Genomic DNA, 16,981 nt, shown 5'->3' with positions numbered 1-16,981 from the left:
AAAATAACGAGAGTCATCATGAATCATATCCAGCTAGAGAATATTAGTAAGATATATAATGCCAGTAACGCACAAGCACAGTCTGCATTAGCCTTGCTAGCTGAGGGTATGGATAGTATTGCGGTAAAGGAACAAACGGGCTATTCGGTCGGCCTTTATGATATCAATTTAAACATTAAGGCGGGCGAGTTACATTGTATTATGGGGCTGTCAGGTTCTGGTAAATCGACATTGATACGGCATATCAATCGCTTGATTGATCCAACCAGCGGCAAAATATGGGTCGATACGGCTATTAATACCAAACCCGCTACTGATGCATTAGAAACTGTAAATTCTCCATCTGCTATAAATATTTTAGAGCTTGATGATAAAGGCTTGCAGCAATATCGCCAGCAAACGGTCAGTATGGTATTTCAACACTTTGGCTTAGTACCACATATGACAGTCATACAGAACGTTGCTTATGGTTTACGTGTACGAAAAATGAGCGCGCGCGCGCGCCATGAGATTGCCCGGCACTGGCTTAATGAAGTTGGGCTTTCAAACTTGGAGCAAAGCTATCCTGACGAGCTGTCAGGTGGTATGCAGCAGCGCGTCGGGCTGGCTCGTGCTCTGGCGACAGACAATCCAATATTACTCATGGATGAAGCGTTCTCTGCGCTTGACCCGCTTATTCGTGCCCAATTGCAAGATCAATTGCTAGAGTTACAAGAGCGTCTGCATAAAACGATTGTCTTTATTACTCATGATATTGATGAAGCCGTTAAAGTAGGTCAGCGTATCAGTATTTTAAATGGAGGACGCTTGGTACAAACAGGGACGTCAAGTGATTTGCGCCACCATCCTGCCGATGACTACGTCAAACAATTCATGCGTGCTAAAAATTAATTAATAAGATAGTTTAATCTCAATTTATATTAAGTTATCTAATGAATACTTTTGGTAATTCATTGATTGTCTTGATAATATCTTTTATTTACTCAGCCTTATCTCTATATATATGACATATAGATGCTAACCATTGCATTAAGCATACCTCTTCTATATCACTACTCTTACTACGTTGTTAAAAAAGTGTAGCAATTCATACTTTACTATTAAAGTAAACTCCAGTATCGATGTATACTATTAAGATAATCTAATGTAGATAATTTTTTATCAAACAGGTTTGTTTTAGCACATAGCTTTATTTTAATAACATGAGCAGATTGCAAAATTTCTTGTGCAACCATCATATTTTTTTACCTATCTTTGCTTAAAAGTAGCGAGTAGCTCTACAGCACGTTTATTTTCTCCAAAAATCTCGTCCCACTCATTCTAATCAATAACGTAAGAAGACCATGAGCGACCTTATCATCTCTAGCTCATGGCCGTAAGACTTCGTAAAAAGGACATATCATGCCACATAAAAAAATTCGCAATAATGATCGCAGCAACGCTAATGATTTAGCGACAAATTCACAACGCTCATCATCGCGTTGGTTAAAGAACGTCAGCGCTTTTGGCGTGACAACGGTATTGAGTGCAGGAATATTAGTCGCTTGTGGACAAATGAGCAGTGCGGAGAATAATGCGAGTAGTAGCGCAAGCAAGAGCACGCAAAACAGTGGCGTGAAAAGCTCACGTGATATGTTGCCATCTGATATGCTCAAACAAATGCAAGCATTGCCACAGCTGACCAAAGGTTTGGGTAAGAATGGGGCAGCAGTGATTGACCCTAATAAACCAACCTTGGTTAAGTTTTGGGCAAGCTGGTGTCCGCTATGCTTAGGGACGCTGGCAGAAACTGAAGAATGGCGCACTGACCCTAAATTTGCCGATTTGAATGTTGTTACTGTTGTAAGCCCCGGTCATTTGAATGAAAAAGCTGATGGCGAATTCAGTACTTGGTATGCTGGCGTGCAAGCCGATTATCCAAAATTGCCAGTATTATCCGATGCCTCAGGCGAATTGATTAACAAACTTGGCGTACAGGTTTATCCAAGCTGGGCGATACTCGATAAAAATGGTAATTTGGTGCATTTAGTCAAAGGTAATATGTCAGCAGAGCAAGCCTATGCACTCGCTGAAAATGCCGGTAATGATTTTTCTGAGTTAAAAGCCGGCAGTGCTAAACCAGCAAATGCCCAAGCATTGGATAACAATAGTAAGATTGAGACCATCAAACAAAAAGATGGCGTTTATTATAATGACAAAGGTAAAGCGATTAATACCCGCTCAATCTACTTGGCTGGTGGCTGTTTTTGGGGCGTTGAAGCCTATATGGAGCGGGTGGATGGTGTCGTAGATGCCGTGTCAGGCTATGCGAATGGCGATAGTGCCAACCCAAGCTATGAGCAAGTGATTCGTGGCTCAGGACATGTCGAAGCAGTCAAAGTCACTTATGATGCCGATAAAACCGATCTTGATACTATTTTAAAATACTACTTCCGCGTGGTTGATCCAACCAGCTTAAATAAGCAGGGTAATGATCGCGGTGTACAGTATCGTTCAGGCGTTTATTATACCGATAAAGCAGATAAAGCCGTTATTGATGCCGCACTTAAGCGTGTGCAAAGTCAATATAAGCAAAAGGTAGTCGTTGAAAACGAAGTACTAGACAACTTCTACTTGGCTGAGATGTATCATCAAGATTATCTGGCGAAAAATCCAAACGGCTATTGTCATGTTGATTTAAGCCTTGCTGATGATAAGCCTGAAGGCACAGCACGTACTAAGCTTGCGCCTGTAAACAGCGTTGCTGAGACGTTAGATCCTAAGCGTTATGCTGGGTTTGATAAAGGGGCGCTGAAAAATACACTGACCAAAGCCCAGTACAATATCACCCAAGATGCCGGAACTGAGCGAGCGTTTAGTCATGAATATGATGAATTATTTGCACCTGGTGTCTATGTAGACGTGGTGAGCGGTGAGCCATTATTCTTATCGACTGATAAGTACCAATCTGGTTGCGGTTGGCCAAGTTTTACTAAGCCGATTGATATGCAAGTGATTACTCAGCACGATGATATGGCATTTAATATGGTGCGTACTGAGATTCGCTCACGGGTAGCGGATTCGCATCTCGGTCATGTATTCCCTGATGGTCCAAAAGACCGTGGCGGCCTGCGTTATTGTATCAATGGTGGCGCATTGCAGTTTATCCCAGTCGATGTGATGTCGCAATCAGGCTATGCACCATTGGTCAAATTGGTTAAACCAGCGAAGCCTTAATAATTAATGTTGGTACTTAATCTTGCAAAAAAGACGTTAAGCAATGCTTAGCGTCTTTTTTATGGCTCATACTTTCATATGACATACGATAAAAAAATGATGAACAGGTTTGTTATCGTAGTATTTTTGCTGTTATAGTTTGCGAATTATGAAAAACAACTTAAATTTCGTTATACTCAAACGCTTATGATTAATCTTTCAGTAACTTTTATATAGTAGCTATAACTCTATATAGTTACTATAACTACGTGCACCTATTTTGTCGCTTGCTTCGTTTAGCGATTTTTCATCTTTGCTTTTAAGGCTGTAACATGACCGTTACCCATACTTCTACAACTACAACTTTTGAACCTATTATCACCTCGTTACTTGATAACGATTTGTACAAATTTACGATGCTACAAGCCATGCTGCATCAGTTTCCACAGACCCATGGTGTCTACCGTTTTCGCTGTCGTAACAATGAAGACACCGTTTATCCATTAGCTGATATTAAAGAACAACTAGAAAAACAACTAGACAGTTTATGCGAATTGCGGTTTTTAGAAGATGAATTAGAGTATTTACGTGGTTTACGCTTTATGCGCTCAGACTTCGTTGACTACTTAGAGTTATTTAAACTTAAACGGCGTTTTATTACTGTCAGCACCGATGATAAAGGTCGCTTGTTTATCGATATCGAAGGCCCAATGATTCAGGCGATGTTCTTTGAAGTATTCGTACTAGCCATTGTCAATGAGCTATATTTTAATGCTTTATCAGATACTAGTGTGATTGAAGAAGGGCAGCGTCGGTTAGATAAAAAAGTCGCATTATTGCACAGTTATGCTGCGGCACAAGCGAAAAATAGTCATGATATACCGCCATTTATTGTCGCTGATTTCGGTACTCGTAGGCGTTTCAATAAACATTGGCAAGCTCATGTGGTTGAGACATTACACAATGCCGAACCAAAAATAGTTAGTGGTACTTCTAACGTTTATTTAGCAAAAAAGCTCGGGATAACGCCAATAGGTACTATGGCGCATGAATTTATGCAGGCATTTCAGGCATTGGATGTGCGTTTGCGTGACTCACAAAAAGCCGCTCTTGAAGCTTGGGTGCATGAATATCGCGGCGATTTGGGTATTGCGCTGACCGATGTCGTTGGGATGGATGCATTCTTACGTGATTTTGATTTGTATTTTGCCAAGCTTTTTGATGGTCTGCGTCATGATAGTGGCGACCCATATATCTGGGGCGATAAAGCAATTGCCCATTATAACAAGCTAAAAATAGATCCTAGAACTAAGATTTTAACCTTTAGTGATGGTTTAGATCTTAATAAGGCGTGGGATTTACATCAATACTTTAAAGATCGGATCAAAACCAGCTTTGGTATTGGCACCAATCTCACCAACGATATGGGTATAACGCCATTAAATATCGTCCTAAAATTGGTTGAATGCAATGGTCAGCCAGTCGCGAAGTTGTCTGACAGTCCAGGCAAGACCATGATCAATAATGATACGTATCTTGCCTATTTGCGCCAAGTATTTGAGGTGGATGAGCCAGAGTAAAGAAAGTTGGCTTAGCTATCGCTTTTCTCAGCTTTATCTTCTTCGGCAAAGGCCGCATCCAATGCTTGTTGTACGGCATTAATGCGAGTCTCACAAACGCGATAAGCGGCAATAGACTCTTCAACGGTGGTCATTAGATTATCAATATCAGGTTCATCTTGTTGCTGCAATTCAGCTGCATTGGTTTTTAAAATATCGTAAGCCGCCTTAAAGGTTTTTGGGGCGGTTTTTTTGCGTTTGCGAGTAGGGGTGGTCATAAGGTTTCCTAATGTTCAAAGTGAAAGTAAGTAATAAATAATCGTGGAGTATTATTATGGCGTTAGGTTGAAGCTTCTGTGGATTCTGTGGGCTTTTTATCAATCTTAATATCAATAATCTGTGCTTTTGCCTTACCGTCTTTTAAGACGATATGAATAGTCTGTTCAGGATAAAGCTGTACGCTACTGGTTAGTATACGTTGGTTTTTCTCATCAAGGAGCATGCTATAGCCCTGTTTAAGCACGCGAGACGGTCGATGCAAGAGTACAATATCACGTAGATGCTCACTATCGCGCCGTGCTTGTATTAACTGCTGCTGAGTACTTTGCATAATCGTTTTTTGATGGTTTTTACTATAAGTGGAGGCGATTGATAATTGCTGATAAGCAGAGGCTTGTATTTGTGCGCGTAGCTCGCCTGTTTGTCTGGCTGCTTGCTTCACTTGGCGATTTGCACTTTGCTGAATACTACGCCACGCATAGTCACTGTCTTTTTGTAATGCCGTTAATTGACCAATCGTTTGTGATTGTATTTGGCTTAATTGACGTGCCGTTTGTTGCTCAGCGATATTCAGTTGGCGCTGGGCAGCTTGCTTGATTTGTGCTTGATACTGTAACGTCTGAGTGACTAGCTGTGCTAAATGGCTACTGATCGCCGCGATGACTTTTGACGGGGTATCAAAGCTGCTGTGCGCGACTTCATCTAATATGACTTTGTCACGCTCGTGACCAATCCCAACCCAAACCGGTATAGGCTGCTCAGCGACTAAGGCGGCAAGCTCGTAATCATTGAGGTAAGCCAAATCACCTACTGCGCCGCCACCACGAATAATAACCAATAAGTCGGGTAGATGCTGATAAGTATCTTGAAATTGCTGCTGGGCGCTGACGATTGCTTGGCGGATTTCAGCAGGGGCATGATTGCCTTGAAAGGTCGCGTGATGATAATGAAAATGACAAGCCCCAGTGCTAGCGAGTCTATCGGCATCCGCTTGGAAATCGCCTAATCCTGCTGCTTTTTCAGGGGCAATGACTAAGACATGTTCGATATCAAACGGAGTCGGCAGCTGTTGATTGAGATGTAATAGTCCCTCACCAGTCAAGCGATCAACCATCTCGGCATATTGGCGCGCCAAATCGCCTAACGTGTAGCTAGGATCAATATCTTCAATCGTGAGCGAGAAGCCATATTGCGCATGGAAGCCTGCTGATACTTTTAATAGAACCGTTAAATCACGGTCAAGAGGCATACCGGTTGCACGTTCAAACTTCGCTAAGACGCGCGCCGCTTTAAAGCGCCAAAGATTGCCACGGCAGCTGGCGATGACTTTACCGTCATTATTTTTTTCTGCCAATTCAAAGTAATAATGCCCACCTTTGCTAGATAAGTTGCGAATCTCAGCTTTGACCCATACACGGTGATTAAAGGTTTGTTTAATAACCATATCAACCGCTGATAAGTAATCACTAAGCCGCAGAACCGTATCTTCTAAATTGACTTCTAGACTGTTTTCTTGCTCAGCCAGCTCAGCTTCTAAGGTCGCTAAATCTTTGGCAGGCGCTAGTACCTTTGATTTTGCAGTGCTCGCTTGTTTAGTATTTGAAAGATTGGGTTTGCGCATAATAGTAGACCAAAGGTAATGAAAGCTTAGAGACCAGCTAGGCGAGGTAGAAGGGTGAAATGTGAGATAGGGTAGTTTACCCCAAAAGCCTCTGCACAAAAAGCAAAGCCAACAAGCTGCGATTAATATATGGTCTTTATCGCAGCTTATTGGCTCTAGGTTACCTTTATATATTACTTATTGATGAGATAAAGGCAGTTTAACGTTATCGCTTATTGGCAACGGAAACTAATCATATATTCATAATCGTCATCACGTGATAAGTTTGGCGAGCCAGTACCAAGAATTGTACCGAGAACTGCACCAGCTTGACCAATCATACGACCTGTGTTTTCATTTAATATGCCATTATATTTCACCGTATCATCAACGATAATAACCTGCTTACCTCGGCAAGTCGCCTTAGCGCTATCAAGTGCGTTTTGCTGAGCCTTTACTTTGGTTTGGGCGATACCAGTCGTCTCATAAAGAGAGTTTGCACGCTGGATAACTGGTGATGAAGGCGTGGTTTGACAGGCGCTCAAAGCGAGTGCGGCGACTAAAGTTGCCGCTAAAGTGGCGGTTTTATTAAAAGTATTCATAAGTTATTCCTCATTCCAGTAAATTAAAAATGCAAGCGTGAACCTAAAAGTGAAACATAATTATTGTGAAGTACTTTGGTTAAATATGGCATCAATTAAACAATGTGTTAAGGCGTTAAGGCGTTAATAAAATAACAAGCTAACACTTTGACAGGATGAATCTAACCTATTCATGTATTGAGTGTCTAGGCGGTTATTGTGTTTGGTATTGCGCTTATATTGCATACTAAAATTGGCATGAATAAAGCGGCGCTGAGTTTGCCAAAAAGCCACTGATTATGTCTGTTTCTTATATTTTGGTTATTGTGTCGTACCATTAAAATCAAAAAAGGCGATATACATGAGCAATACACAGCAAATCACTTGAAATATAAACCATATCTAGGATAATTGAGCTATTCATTTTTAATTAGTAAGTATTTTATGCAATTGATTCCCGCTCCTGCTGGCGTGCTCGAAGTCGACGCGTTATGGCAACAAGACAATCCTAATGACTCCAATACGGATACAGTGGCGCTGCTTTGTCATCCCAACCCGTTGTTCGACGGTACGATGAACAATAAAGTCGTCACCACCATGTATCGCTTCGCTCGTGACAACGGTATGCATGTGGTACGCTTTAATTTTCGCGGTGTGGGGCAGTCAACTGGCGAGCATGATTATGCTGAAGGTGAAGTGGTGGATGCAATGACCGTGTTACAATGGATTGCAGAGCAAACCCATGCACGAAAATTATGGCTTGGTGGTTTTTCATTTGGTGGTTATGTGACCGCGCGCGTGGCTGAGCAAGTCATGGTATCACCGCATATATGGGGTTTAAGCGATTTTGAGATATCAAAAATTGCCCTTATCGCGCCATCTGTTGAAAAAAATGACAGTAGTGATATCAGCTTGCCAGCGGACAAGACCTTTGAGATTTATGGCAATGCTGATGAAGTCATTGACCCTGACAACATGCAAGCATTTGCTGAAAAATTAGGGATAGCTGTCAGTGTCGTCGATGGTGCCGGTCACTTTTTTCATGGGCGCTTGTCGGAATTAAAAAAGCTACTAGAGCAGCATACTTATAACGGCGATACATAGTATGGTCTAACAAACGCTTGATAAGCTTTAGTCACTCAAACTAGTTTTGCGCCACTCAGTATTGAAATGTTTTAATAATTTAACAGCACTCCGCAGAACTCCCCCGTCCTCTATAGGCGGTGGGATGAATGCGGCTTTGTGATCACTGACATAATGATGCCAATGACTGCTTAAAAACGAGTGGTTGTTAAAGTAGTATAATACTTAATCAGGCATCAGTCACCATCGAGAAAAATTAATAATGAGCAAGCAGATCCATAAAGCCTATAAGTTTAGGGTTTACCCCAACGAGGTGCAAAAAGTGTTTTTTGCTAAGTCGTTTGGCTGCGCTCGTTTTATTTGGAATAAAATGCTGGCTGATAAAAAAGAGCATTACCAGCTGGATAAAAAGAGCCTTAAAAACACCCCAGCTCAATATAAAAAAGAGTTTGAATGGTTGCGTGAAGTAGATAGCTTGGCGTTGGCAAATGTACAAATGCAGCTACATCAAGCATTTCAGCACTTTTTCAAACAACCTAATGTGGGCTTTCCGACATTCAAGCATAAAGGTAAAAAAGACAGTTACACCACCAATAATCAAAAAGGCACAGTGGCGATTGATGGCTCGTTTATAAAGCTGCCTAAAATCGGTCCTATTAAAGCTAATATCCATCGGTCTATCCATGGCTTAATCAAAAGCGCAACGGTATCAAAATCGCCTACAGGCAAGTATTACGTTAGTGTTTTGGTTGAAACCATTGCGGCACCCTTCCCAAAAACCCAATCAAACATCGGTATTGATTTAGGATTAACAGACTTTATCGTCTTATCTGATGGCACTAAAGTTGCTAATCCTAAGTTTCTGTCAAAGCTGCAAAATAAATTGGCTCGTGCTCAAAAAATCATGTCTAAACGCGCCTTGGTTGCCAAAAAAGACAATCGTAAACTGCGTGACAGTAAAAACTATCAAAAACAGAAACTTAAAGTCGCTAAAATTCACGAGAAAATAAGCAATACCCGTAAAGACTTTCTACATAAACAGTCCTTCAATATTGTCAAAAACCACGACATTATTGTGATTGAGGACTTAAATGTCAGCGGGATGCTCAAAAACCATAAACTCGCTAAAGCAATCAGCGACAGTTCATGGTCAGCTTTTACCACCATGCTGAGCTATAAAGGAGATTGGTATGGCAAGCAGCTTATTAAGGTTGATAGATGGTTTCCATCATCAAAAACCTGCTCAGGCTGTGGTCATATTCTTGGTAAAAACGAGCTGAAACTTAGTGATAGGTCGTGGAATTGCTCAAGTTGCAAATCCGAAAATGACCGTGACCTCAACGCCAGTGTCAATATCCTCAATGAAGGATTGCGCTGTCTAAAACTCAAAGAACCCTTGGTGCAAGGGAGTTAGCTTAGTCAATTCGCCTAACCGCTGGTACAGAATATCGTACTAAGTATGGGTGTTACCTAAGAAACCCCCGCTTCTAAAGCGGCGGGTAGTTCATTTGGTTATTTGTACGACCTTGAGCTGTGTTAACCTAAAGAATGGTTGTGATGAGCCATTCTGATATATCAGTTGCTACTATCTCAGTGTAAAAATCATAAGTTAGTAGCGATTGTCGGTATCAACACTTTATTCTAGTATTTATGTTGTCTAATGATGAGTCGTATTATGAGTTTATCTCCCCTACAACGTTATGAGCAAGCTATTAGCACTGATGAGTTTACTCGAGATGAGCAGCAATATCAGGCGATGAGCTATTTAGATGAGCTGTACCATCAGCTCAATGATAGCGCGGTACAAAAAAAAGGCTTTTTTAGTTTTCTAAAGTCAAAGCCTGCTGCACCCAAAGGTTTGTATATGTGGGGCGGGGTGGGACGTGGTAAAACATGGATGATGGACATGTTTTATGATTCATTGACCATTGATCGCAAAATGCGCCAACATTTTCACCATTTTATGCAGCGTGTCCATCAAGAGTTAAATAAAATACAAGGTGAGAGCGATCCGTTAGAGAAGGTTGCTGATATCATTTATGCAGAAGCCGTGATTATTTGTTTTGATGAGTTTTTTGTCTCCAACGTCTCTGATGCCATGATTTTAGGTGATTTGTTCACTATGTTATTCAATCGAGGTATCACTTTGGTGGCGACTTCGAACATTGAGCCGTCAGGACTGTATAAAGATGGTTTGCATCGTGATCGCTTTATGCCTGCTATCGCCGAAGTTGAACGCCACACCATGGTGATGAATATTGATTCTGGTATTGATTATCGCTTGCGTGTGTTGCAGCAAGCCGAGCTGTATGAATCGCCCATGACCAAAGCCAATCACCATTGGTTAGCCAACCGTTTTGCCAGCTTATCTAATAATCAGAAGATCAGTAACGAGCCCATCATCATTAATGGTCGCGAAATTAGAATCAATGCTCGAACCGAAGATATTCTATTCTGTGATTTCCGTCATTTATGTATGGAGCCACGTTCGGCGTCTGATTTTATCGCCATCGCTAAGGAATTCAATACCGTATTGGTCAACGCCGTACCAGCTCTAAATGATGACCTACGCGATCCAACACGCCGTTTCATTTATCTGGTTGATGAGTTTTATGATCGTCGCGTTAAGTTACTGGTTAGAGCGCAGCAGCCAATTCTTGAGTTGTATCAAGGCGAGAAGCTGGCGTTTGAGATTGAGCGTACCCGTTCGCGCTTGCTTGAGATGCAGTCAGAAGATTATCTGAAAATGGAGCATCGTACAGAAGATGAGGATGCAGCATAGTTTTTATTTGAAGTTAGCTACGATTGAAGCTAGTGATTTAAGCTACTATATAAAGCCAGCTATTATAGGCTGGCTTTTTTCCATCCCTATTCTATAAAATTATAATAACAACCCTACGAATAATTGCCAAAAATAACAACCATATATAGTAATAAATAAGGATGAGCCATGAGTACCTCAAAAGATAAAAAGGATTACGAAAATAACCAGAAAGACAATACCGAAAGCCCAATAGTGACAAACGCGCAAGTGACTGATGAACAACTGATTAATTGGATTAAATCGAGACGTAGCATCGGCAATCTTAATATCCCTGCGCCGACAGAAAATCAGATTAAAGTAGCTATCGACTGTGCCGTCACCGCCCCGGATCATAAAAAGTTGCAACCTTGGCGTTTCATTATCACGCAGGGCAATGCACGTCATGAGCTGGGTCGTGCCTTTTTGGCAGCAGCCGAAGCACAAGCGGCGCAAGAGGGCGAAACGCTGTCTGAGAAAGCACGACAGAAAACCTATAACATGCCGTTACGCGCGCCAGTTATTATTACTGTCGTCACCTATATGCAAGCGCATAAAAAAGTACCGCCTTTTGAGCAAATGCTCAGTGCGGGTGCAGCGGTTCAAAACCTCATTTTAGCGCTAAAAGCACAAGGCTTTAGTACCGTTTGGCGTACAGGTCTGCTGTGTAACGAGCCAGCCGTTAAAGATTATTTCAACGTCGGTCCAGATGATTATGTCACGGCTTTTGTTTATACTGGTAGTAGTCCTTGTGATATGCCAACACGTAAGCCGATTGATATTGAGCCACTCGTACGCTTTGAGTAATACATTTATCGGAGTAGCATTGCCTTGGCAAAATCTGGGTAATAACAACAATGACTTGATTGAGACGCTTTTTCAATTAAGTTGACTGTTTAATAAATACCGCTAATTTTTATAAATAATTGTTCATACATAATGTTAGTCTCACTGTATACTCAGCATAAATTCTATTCATAATAAAGTCAGTCAATTTGGATAAAAAAATATGACAAGCGCTAATGATAAAAATACAGATACAAACACAGATATAGATAGTAACCAAGATGATAAAAAAATGATTGAGAAACAGAATAGTCTGTTGTCCGGCATCATTGAGCGCGCCACCAAATCAGGCATTGGACGTAAGAAGTTAAATCCTAGTGCGGTGGAATCTGCCGTAGCAAAAAATATGGCAGAGATTCATAACAATCCGACCAAGCTGCGTTTGGCTTTTTTAGGTGGTGGCAGCTTTGGCACCGCGATGGCAAATTTAGCAGCACGCAATGGTTGTGATACCACGCTTTGGGTACGTAATAAGCGTACCGTCAAAGCGATGGCAAAGTCGCAGATGAATAAAAAATATTTGCCAGGCTATAAGCTTGATGATCGCCTCAAATACAGCCACGATCTACAAGCGGCAGTAAAAGATACTGATATTATTTTTATTGCTGTACCGGGCTTAGCTTTTCGTGAAACGCTGAAAAGTATCGCTCCCTTTATTAGTGGGCAATCTATTGTTTCTTTGACCAAAGGTATGGAAAAAGATACCTTTGCTTTGATGAGCGATATTATCAAAGATGAGTTACCTGAAGTGAATTTTGGTGTGATGTCAGGCCCAAATCTGGCCATAGAAATCATGAAAAATATGCCGTCTGCCACGGTCATTGCCAGCGAATCTGAGCCACTACGCCATGCTGTACAAGCAGCACTGCACAGCGCCTTCTTTAGAGTGTTTGCCAGTGACGATATCCGCGGTGTTGAGCTTGGCGGGGCACTAAAAAATATTTATGCCATTGCGATGGGTATGGCAGCCGCTTATGAAGTGGGTGAAAATACCAAAGCGATGATATTAACCCGTGGCTTGGCAGAGATGAGTCGCTTTGGTGTCCATGCAGGCGCCAATCCGCTTACTTTTTTAGGGCTATCGGGTGTTGGGGATTTATATGCTACTTGTAGCTCAGAATTGAGTCGCAACTATCGTATCGGTAACATGCTCGGTCGTGGTATGAACATTGATGCCGCCGTCAAAAAACTGGGACAAACTGCTGAAGGGGTTAATACTATTCAGCAAGTGCATGAAAAAGCTACCAAGGAAGGCATATATATGCCCATTACCCATGCACTGCATGCGGTCATTTACGAAGATAAAGCGGCGCTAGGAGTTGCTTTGCATTTGATGGAAGCAGGCTTCCGTAGCGACGTTGAGTTTGTTATGGAGCATGACCACAGCAATGCTGCGCTGACGGCACAGATGCAAACAGCGGCCAGTAAAGAAAAAACTAAAAAAAATGATACTGATAGCAATGCAAAAAAGTAACAAGGAAGGTTATGAAGATTATATTAGTTCGTCATGGTCAAGCAGAAGACGAAACGCGTCCAGATAGTGCCCGTCAGCTGACCGAGTTTGGACAACAGCAAGCTGCGCAGACGGCGGAATATATTACAGCTCGTTATATTCCTGATTATTTTTTGGTGAGTCCTTATGATAGAGCGCAGCAGACGTTAGCAGCATTACAGTCGCGTGCGCCTAATGTGCCATCAAAAATACAAGATAATATTACACCTTCTGACGATGCGCGTCATGCTTTAGTAGATATTGCTAATATTGAAGCAGAGTGTCTTGTCATAGTCTGTCACATGTCTATCGTTGCTAATATTGCTGGGCTGCTAATCGATGATTATCCCGAGTCGTTTTCTTTAGGAGAAGCACGCGTATTCGAGATGGACTTTGTAATGGCTGGTATGGCACGCGAGATTGATCGTTTTGTACCGGACCAGCCTTATTGATATAAGCTGTCTTGATGGCTATTAACTATTAACTAAGTATTATAGTCGACTCACTTTAAAAAAATATGGTGTTGCTGCTATGGGTTTTTTAAAGCCTATGTCTGACGACAGTGCACAGTAAGCGAGCAAAAATTATATCAGTAGAATGTTATGATAATCGTACGTATTTTATTTTGAACGCACTATAGTAGCTGTGCTTCTATTAACGTAGCTTCTCCTAATGCTAACAAAAACTATCTCCATTTCTAGCTAGATTATATTTTTTGTAGATTGCAATTTTAATAAATGACGGCTTTGATAAATTATAACTTTGCTAAGCTACCGCTTAGATAATTAAGGACACATTTGGTGTTACACGTTTGGTTAAGAGCGCAGCACAGTCCATTAGCAGTCTGGCATGAAGACAGTCAACACTGGCAATTGGTTGACGGTTGGCAACAGTTATATGATATCTATAGTAGCTATAAGGCAAGTAGCCAAAAAGCTGTTTGTCTTTATTTTCCCTCAAGCCATGTTTTACAAGTGGATACTGAACTGAATACGGCTCAGCTCAAACAATTGGGCAGTATTGGTAAGCAGTATTTGTTTGAAGAGACCTCTTTGACCCCAGTTGAGCAGTTGGTAATTCGGCAGATGAGTCATACCGACAGCCATTATCTATATGCATTGGCACAAAGTGATATCGAGTTATGGCAGCAAAGCGCAAAGCTTGCTGGCATGAACATCGTAGCGTTGCTTCCTGATTTTCTATTATTGCCAACGCCAGAAGAAGGAGCAGGGCAGCAAATAACCTTGTACCAAGATGAGCAGACGATGCTATTGCGGCAATCGCTGTATCAAGGCATGGCGGTCAGTTACCTGCCTCTAATCTTTGAGCGTTTCCCGCATTTGAGCGAGGTTTTGGTATTACCAGCCATTGATGAGATGTCTTATGATTCTAGTCATACTTCTAATGAGAGTGTGGCTGATGGTCTAGATTCTGGTAATGGTATTGATTTAACAAAGCCTGTAGCAACGGCCAGCTTTACCGCTATCACAGCGGCACTGATCGCCGAACATCAGCTGTTATTAACTATACTGCCTATTATTCCTAAGCCTCTTGATAATCCTGAGCGTCATGCGCTGAACTTTTTTATTAAATCAACGGATTCGCAATTATCGCCGTATCTTCGTGTGGCGATGATGGTAGCGCTATCGGCATTAGTGTTGCAGATGGCGACTGATGCGGTACAGTGGTATCAATATAATGAGGCGACAGCAGCGACCAAGACTGAGATTGCCGCGCAGTATCAGTCTTGGTTTCCAAATGAGCCACTCAGTGCGCGTACGAAGCTGCAAGTACAATTACAACCAAAATTGCGTAGCGATAGCCAAGCGCCAGCGTCACACATAGCAGTATTGGCGCGAATATCACCTTTGATTAAGCAGTCCTCACTAAGGGCGCAGGCATTAGTGATGCAGCCCTCGGCACTCAGTTTTACGCTGATTGCGCCTGATCGTGGCAGTCTTGATCAGTTTACCAATACGTTAACGTCACAAGGGCTCACTGCCAAATTAGAGCAGGTTAATAGTAATGAGCAAGGCCAGTTTAGTGGTCAAGTGACCGTCAATGTTATAGAAAATAACAGCGCAGCGAATAATGGGGCGACGTCTTAGTACGGTACTCATTTTATACGCGCTTAAAATCAGCGGGTCTGTTCTTTAATAAGTTATTTATAAGCTATTTAACGATAGGCAATAAAGGTTAACAATGAAAATATTACAGCGCTTCGCCAAACGTAACGCCTCTATGCCTCGGACAAGTGTGTTATCAGCGCGAATGACGGGCTATCAAAGCTTGTTATCTGCACGCTGGCAGGCATTGTCTCCCCGCGACCAGTTGGCTTTGATTGCATTGTCTGCTTTTTTGCTATTGTTTGGTGGCGGTTATGGCGGCTATAGTGTTCATCAGGCAGCAAATAATAGCAAAAGCGAGTATCACGAGCAGGTTGCGGATTATTTTTGGTTGCGTGCGCAAGCAGCTAATATCGATAGTAATGCATTAAATGCTGCCAATCCCGCTGACGGCACTGCTGCGCTGCCACCTGCCAGCAGTGTCAGCACACTGCTAAATAACACAGGTATTGTAGATGCTCAGGTGATTGCAAATGGTGATGCGGTGCAACTGAGTTTTAATCATGCCAGCCAAGCGGTGGTGAGCACCGCACTTGGTAAACTTGAACAGCAAGGTTGGCAATTTACCCAGCTGTCCATGCAGCAAGATTTGATCACTAAAGCGATTCAAGTACAGGCGACAGTCACCTCTTAGCGTTTAGCATGAGCATATTAGGATTAAATCCATTTAAAATGAACCCGTAATAAGTATGCTTTTAAAGCATACTCATTGAAAAAATGTTTATCTGACACAATTAAATAGTTATTAGCCACTGCCAGTGATGGATGTTTATTATGAATGACTCTCCTAATCGCCAAACTGAAGCGCGTTTGAGTCAACCGGTGAAAAAATCTGAACCTGTTGTGTCAGATAGTCATGCGCCTTTTGGTGCCTCATCCGATCATGGGATTACAGGGCAAGGACAATACGATGTGACGAGCGATAATATAAATAACAATCTAAATCACAATACGAACGACAATATGAGTGGCAATATGAATAATAATAAGCGCCGATCTTTAATCACTTATAATCACATCACCTATTTGTTATATGTACTCAGTTATTTTACGGCAGGTCTACTATGGATTGTGCCTATTTTTATGAATTATGCCAAGCGTCAAGATGCTGATGGTTCATGGTTAGCCACTCATTTTGATTGGCAGATTAAGACTTTTTGGTACAGTATTTTTTGGTTTATTATTGGTATTGTCATTATAACGTTTGCCTTAGGTGGCTTTGGCGTTAGCATGTTAGCAGATAGCGGCAATATAGCCATCGGCTCGGTATTGTTAGCCGGTTTCGGTTTGGCAATTATGGGCTTTACCTTTATTTGGCATCTTTACCGGATTGTAAGGGGTTGGATTGCTCTGACGGATGGGCGACCTGTACCCTAGAACATGAAATATAGAAGTATAGATAATTATTGCTAACCTCAAT

General features: G+C 41.8%; 15 protein-coding genes. 12 read left to right on the top strand and 3 right to left on the bottom strand.

Annotation, left to right across the window (positions count from 1 at the left end; all coding sequences use genetic code 11):
* The first annotated feature begins 18 nt into the window (after window positions 1–18).
* From DABAL43B_RS08765 to pncB, 3 genes are all read left to right on the top strand, one after another.
* Entirely contained in the window at window positions 19–891 is an 873-nt protein-coding gene (locus DABAL43B_RS08765) for an ATP-binding cassette domain-containing protein (protein ID WP_079692012.1), read from the top strand.
* 510 nt (window positions 892–1,401) lie between these two features.
* Window positions 1,402–3,216 (top strand): bifunctional peptide-methionine (S)-S-oxide reductase MsrA/peptide-methionine (R)-S-oxide reductase MsrB, encoded by a 1,815-nt coding sequence (gene msrAB, locus DABAL43B_RS08760; protein ID WP_079692011.1) that lies wholly within the window; start codon window positions 1,402–1,404, stop codon window positions 3,214–3,216.
* 311 nt (window positions 3,217–3,527) lie between these two features.
* Complete coding sequence (gene pncB / locus DABAL43B_RS08755) at window positions 3,528–4,775, top strand: nicotinate phosphoribosyltransferase (protein ID WP_079692010.1); 1,248 nt, start codon at window positions 3,528–3,530, stop codon at window positions 4,773–4,775.
* An 11-nt stretch (window positions 4,776–4,786) separates the two neighbouring features.
* On the opposite strand, the gene xseB is transcribed toward pncB, so the two are convergent.
* The 3 genes from xseB to DABAL43B_RS08740 all read right to left on the bottom strand — a co-directional run bounded on the left by xseB (window position 4,787) and on the right by DABAL43B_RS08740 (window position 7,235).
* A complete protein-coding gene (xseB, locus tag DABAL43B_RS08750; RefSeq protein ID WP_079692009.1) occupies window positions 4,787–5,032 on the bottom strand; it encodes an exodeoxyribonuclease VII small subunit in 246 nt (81 codons plus the stop codon).
* A 62-nt stretch (window positions 5,033–5,094) separates the two neighbouring features.
* Window positions 5,095–6,654 carry an exodeoxyribonuclease VII large subunit gene (xseA, locus tag DABAL43B_RS08745; RefSeq protein ID WP_079692008.1) on the bottom strand — a complete coding sequence of 520 codons (1,560 nt, stop codon included), beginning with the start codon at window positions 6,652–6,654 and terminating at the stop codon, window positions 5,095–5,097.
* A 212-nt stretch (window positions 6,655–6,866) separates the two neighbouring features.
* Window positions 6,867–7,235 (bottom strand): hypothetical protein, encoded by a 369-nt coding sequence (locus DABAL43B_RS08740; protein ID WP_079692007.1) that lies wholly within the window; start codon window positions 7,233–7,235, stop codon window positions 6,867–6,869.
* 423 nt (window positions 7,236–7,658) lie between these two features.
* Between DABAL43B_RS08740 and DABAL43B_RS08735 the strand changes: the two genes are divergently transcribed.
* The 9 genes from DABAL43B_RS08735 to DABAL43B_RS08695 all read left to right on the top strand — a co-directional run bounded on the left by DABAL43B_RS08735 (window position 7,659) and on the right by DABAL43B_RS08695 (window position 16,938).
* Window positions 7,659–8,318, top strand: coding sequence for an alpha/beta hydrolase (locus DABAL43B_RS08735; RefSeq protein ID WP_079692006.1), 660 nt, complete (start codon window positions 7,659–7,661; stop codon window positions 8,316–8,318).
* A 241-nt stretch (window positions 8,319–8,559) separates the two neighbouring features.
* A complete protein-coding gene (gene tnpB, locus DABAL43B_RS08730) occupies window positions 8,560–9,711 on the top strand; it encodes an IS200/IS605 family element RNA-guided endonuclease TnpB (RefSeq protein WP_079690638.1) in 1,152 nt (383 codons plus the stop codon).
* A 261-nt stretch (window positions 9,712–9,972) separates the two neighbouring features.
* Window positions 9,973–11,079: a cell division protein ZapE gene (zapE, locus tag DABAL43B_RS08725; RefSeq protein ID WP_079692005.1), complete on the top strand. Its 1,107-nt coding sequence runs from the start codon at window positions 9,973–9,975 to the stop codon at window positions 11,077–11,079.
* A gap of 168 nt (window positions 11,080–11,247) precedes the next feature.
* Window positions 11,248–11,904 carry a nitroreductase gene (locus tag DABAL43B_RS08720; RefSeq protein ID WP_079692004.1) on the top strand — a complete coding sequence of 219 codons (657 nt, stop codon included), beginning with the start codon at window positions 11,248–11,250 and terminating at the stop codon, window positions 11,902–11,904.
* A gap of 202 nt (window positions 11,905–12,106) precedes the next feature.
* Window positions 12,107–13,417, top strand: a complete 1,311-nt coding sequence (locus DABAL43B_RS08715) for an NAD(P)H-dependent glycerol-3-phosphate dehydrogenase (RefSeq protein WP_079692003.1) — start codon at window positions 12,107–12,109, stop codon at window positions 13,415–13,417.
* A gap of 11 nt (window positions 13,418–13,428) precedes the next feature.
* Window positions 13,429–13,887 (top strand): SixA phosphatase family protein, encoded by a 459-nt coding sequence (locus tag DABAL43B_RS08710; protein WP_079692002.1) that lies wholly within the window; start codon window positions 13,429–13,431, stop codon window positions 13,885–13,887.
* 348 nt (window positions 13,888–14,235) lie between these two features.
* The gene (gene gspL / locus DABAL43B_RS08705; protein ID WP_079692001.1) at window positions 14,236–15,543 is read left to right on the top strand and encodes a type II secretion system protein GspL; all 1,308 of its coding nucleotides are present in this window, start codon (window positions 14,236–14,238) and stop codon (window positions 15,541–15,543) included.
* Window positions 15,544–15,637: 94 nt separating this feature from the next.
* A complete protein-coding gene (gspM, locus tag DABAL43B_RS08700) occupies window positions 15,638–16,195 on the top strand; it encodes a type II secretion system protein GspM (protein WP_079692000.1) in 558 nt (185 codons plus the stop codon).
* Window positions 16,196–16,335: 140 nt separating this feature from the next.
* Complete coding sequence (locus tag DABAL43B_RS08695) at window positions 16,336–16,938, top strand: DUF4870 family protein (RefSeq protein ID WP_227516663.1); 603 nt, start codon at window positions 16,336–16,338, stop codon at window positions 16,936–16,938.
* Window positions 16,939–16,981: the final 43 nt, after the last annotated feature.

Source organism: Psychrobacter sp. DAB_AL43B (assembly GCF_900168255.1).
GTDB lineage: Bacteria > Pseudomonadota > Gammaproteobacteria > Pseudomonadales > Moraxellaceae > Psychrobacter.
The sequence above is the reverse complement of the archived record's forward strand: the minus strand, read 5'-3'. Positions and strand labels throughout refer to the sequence as shown.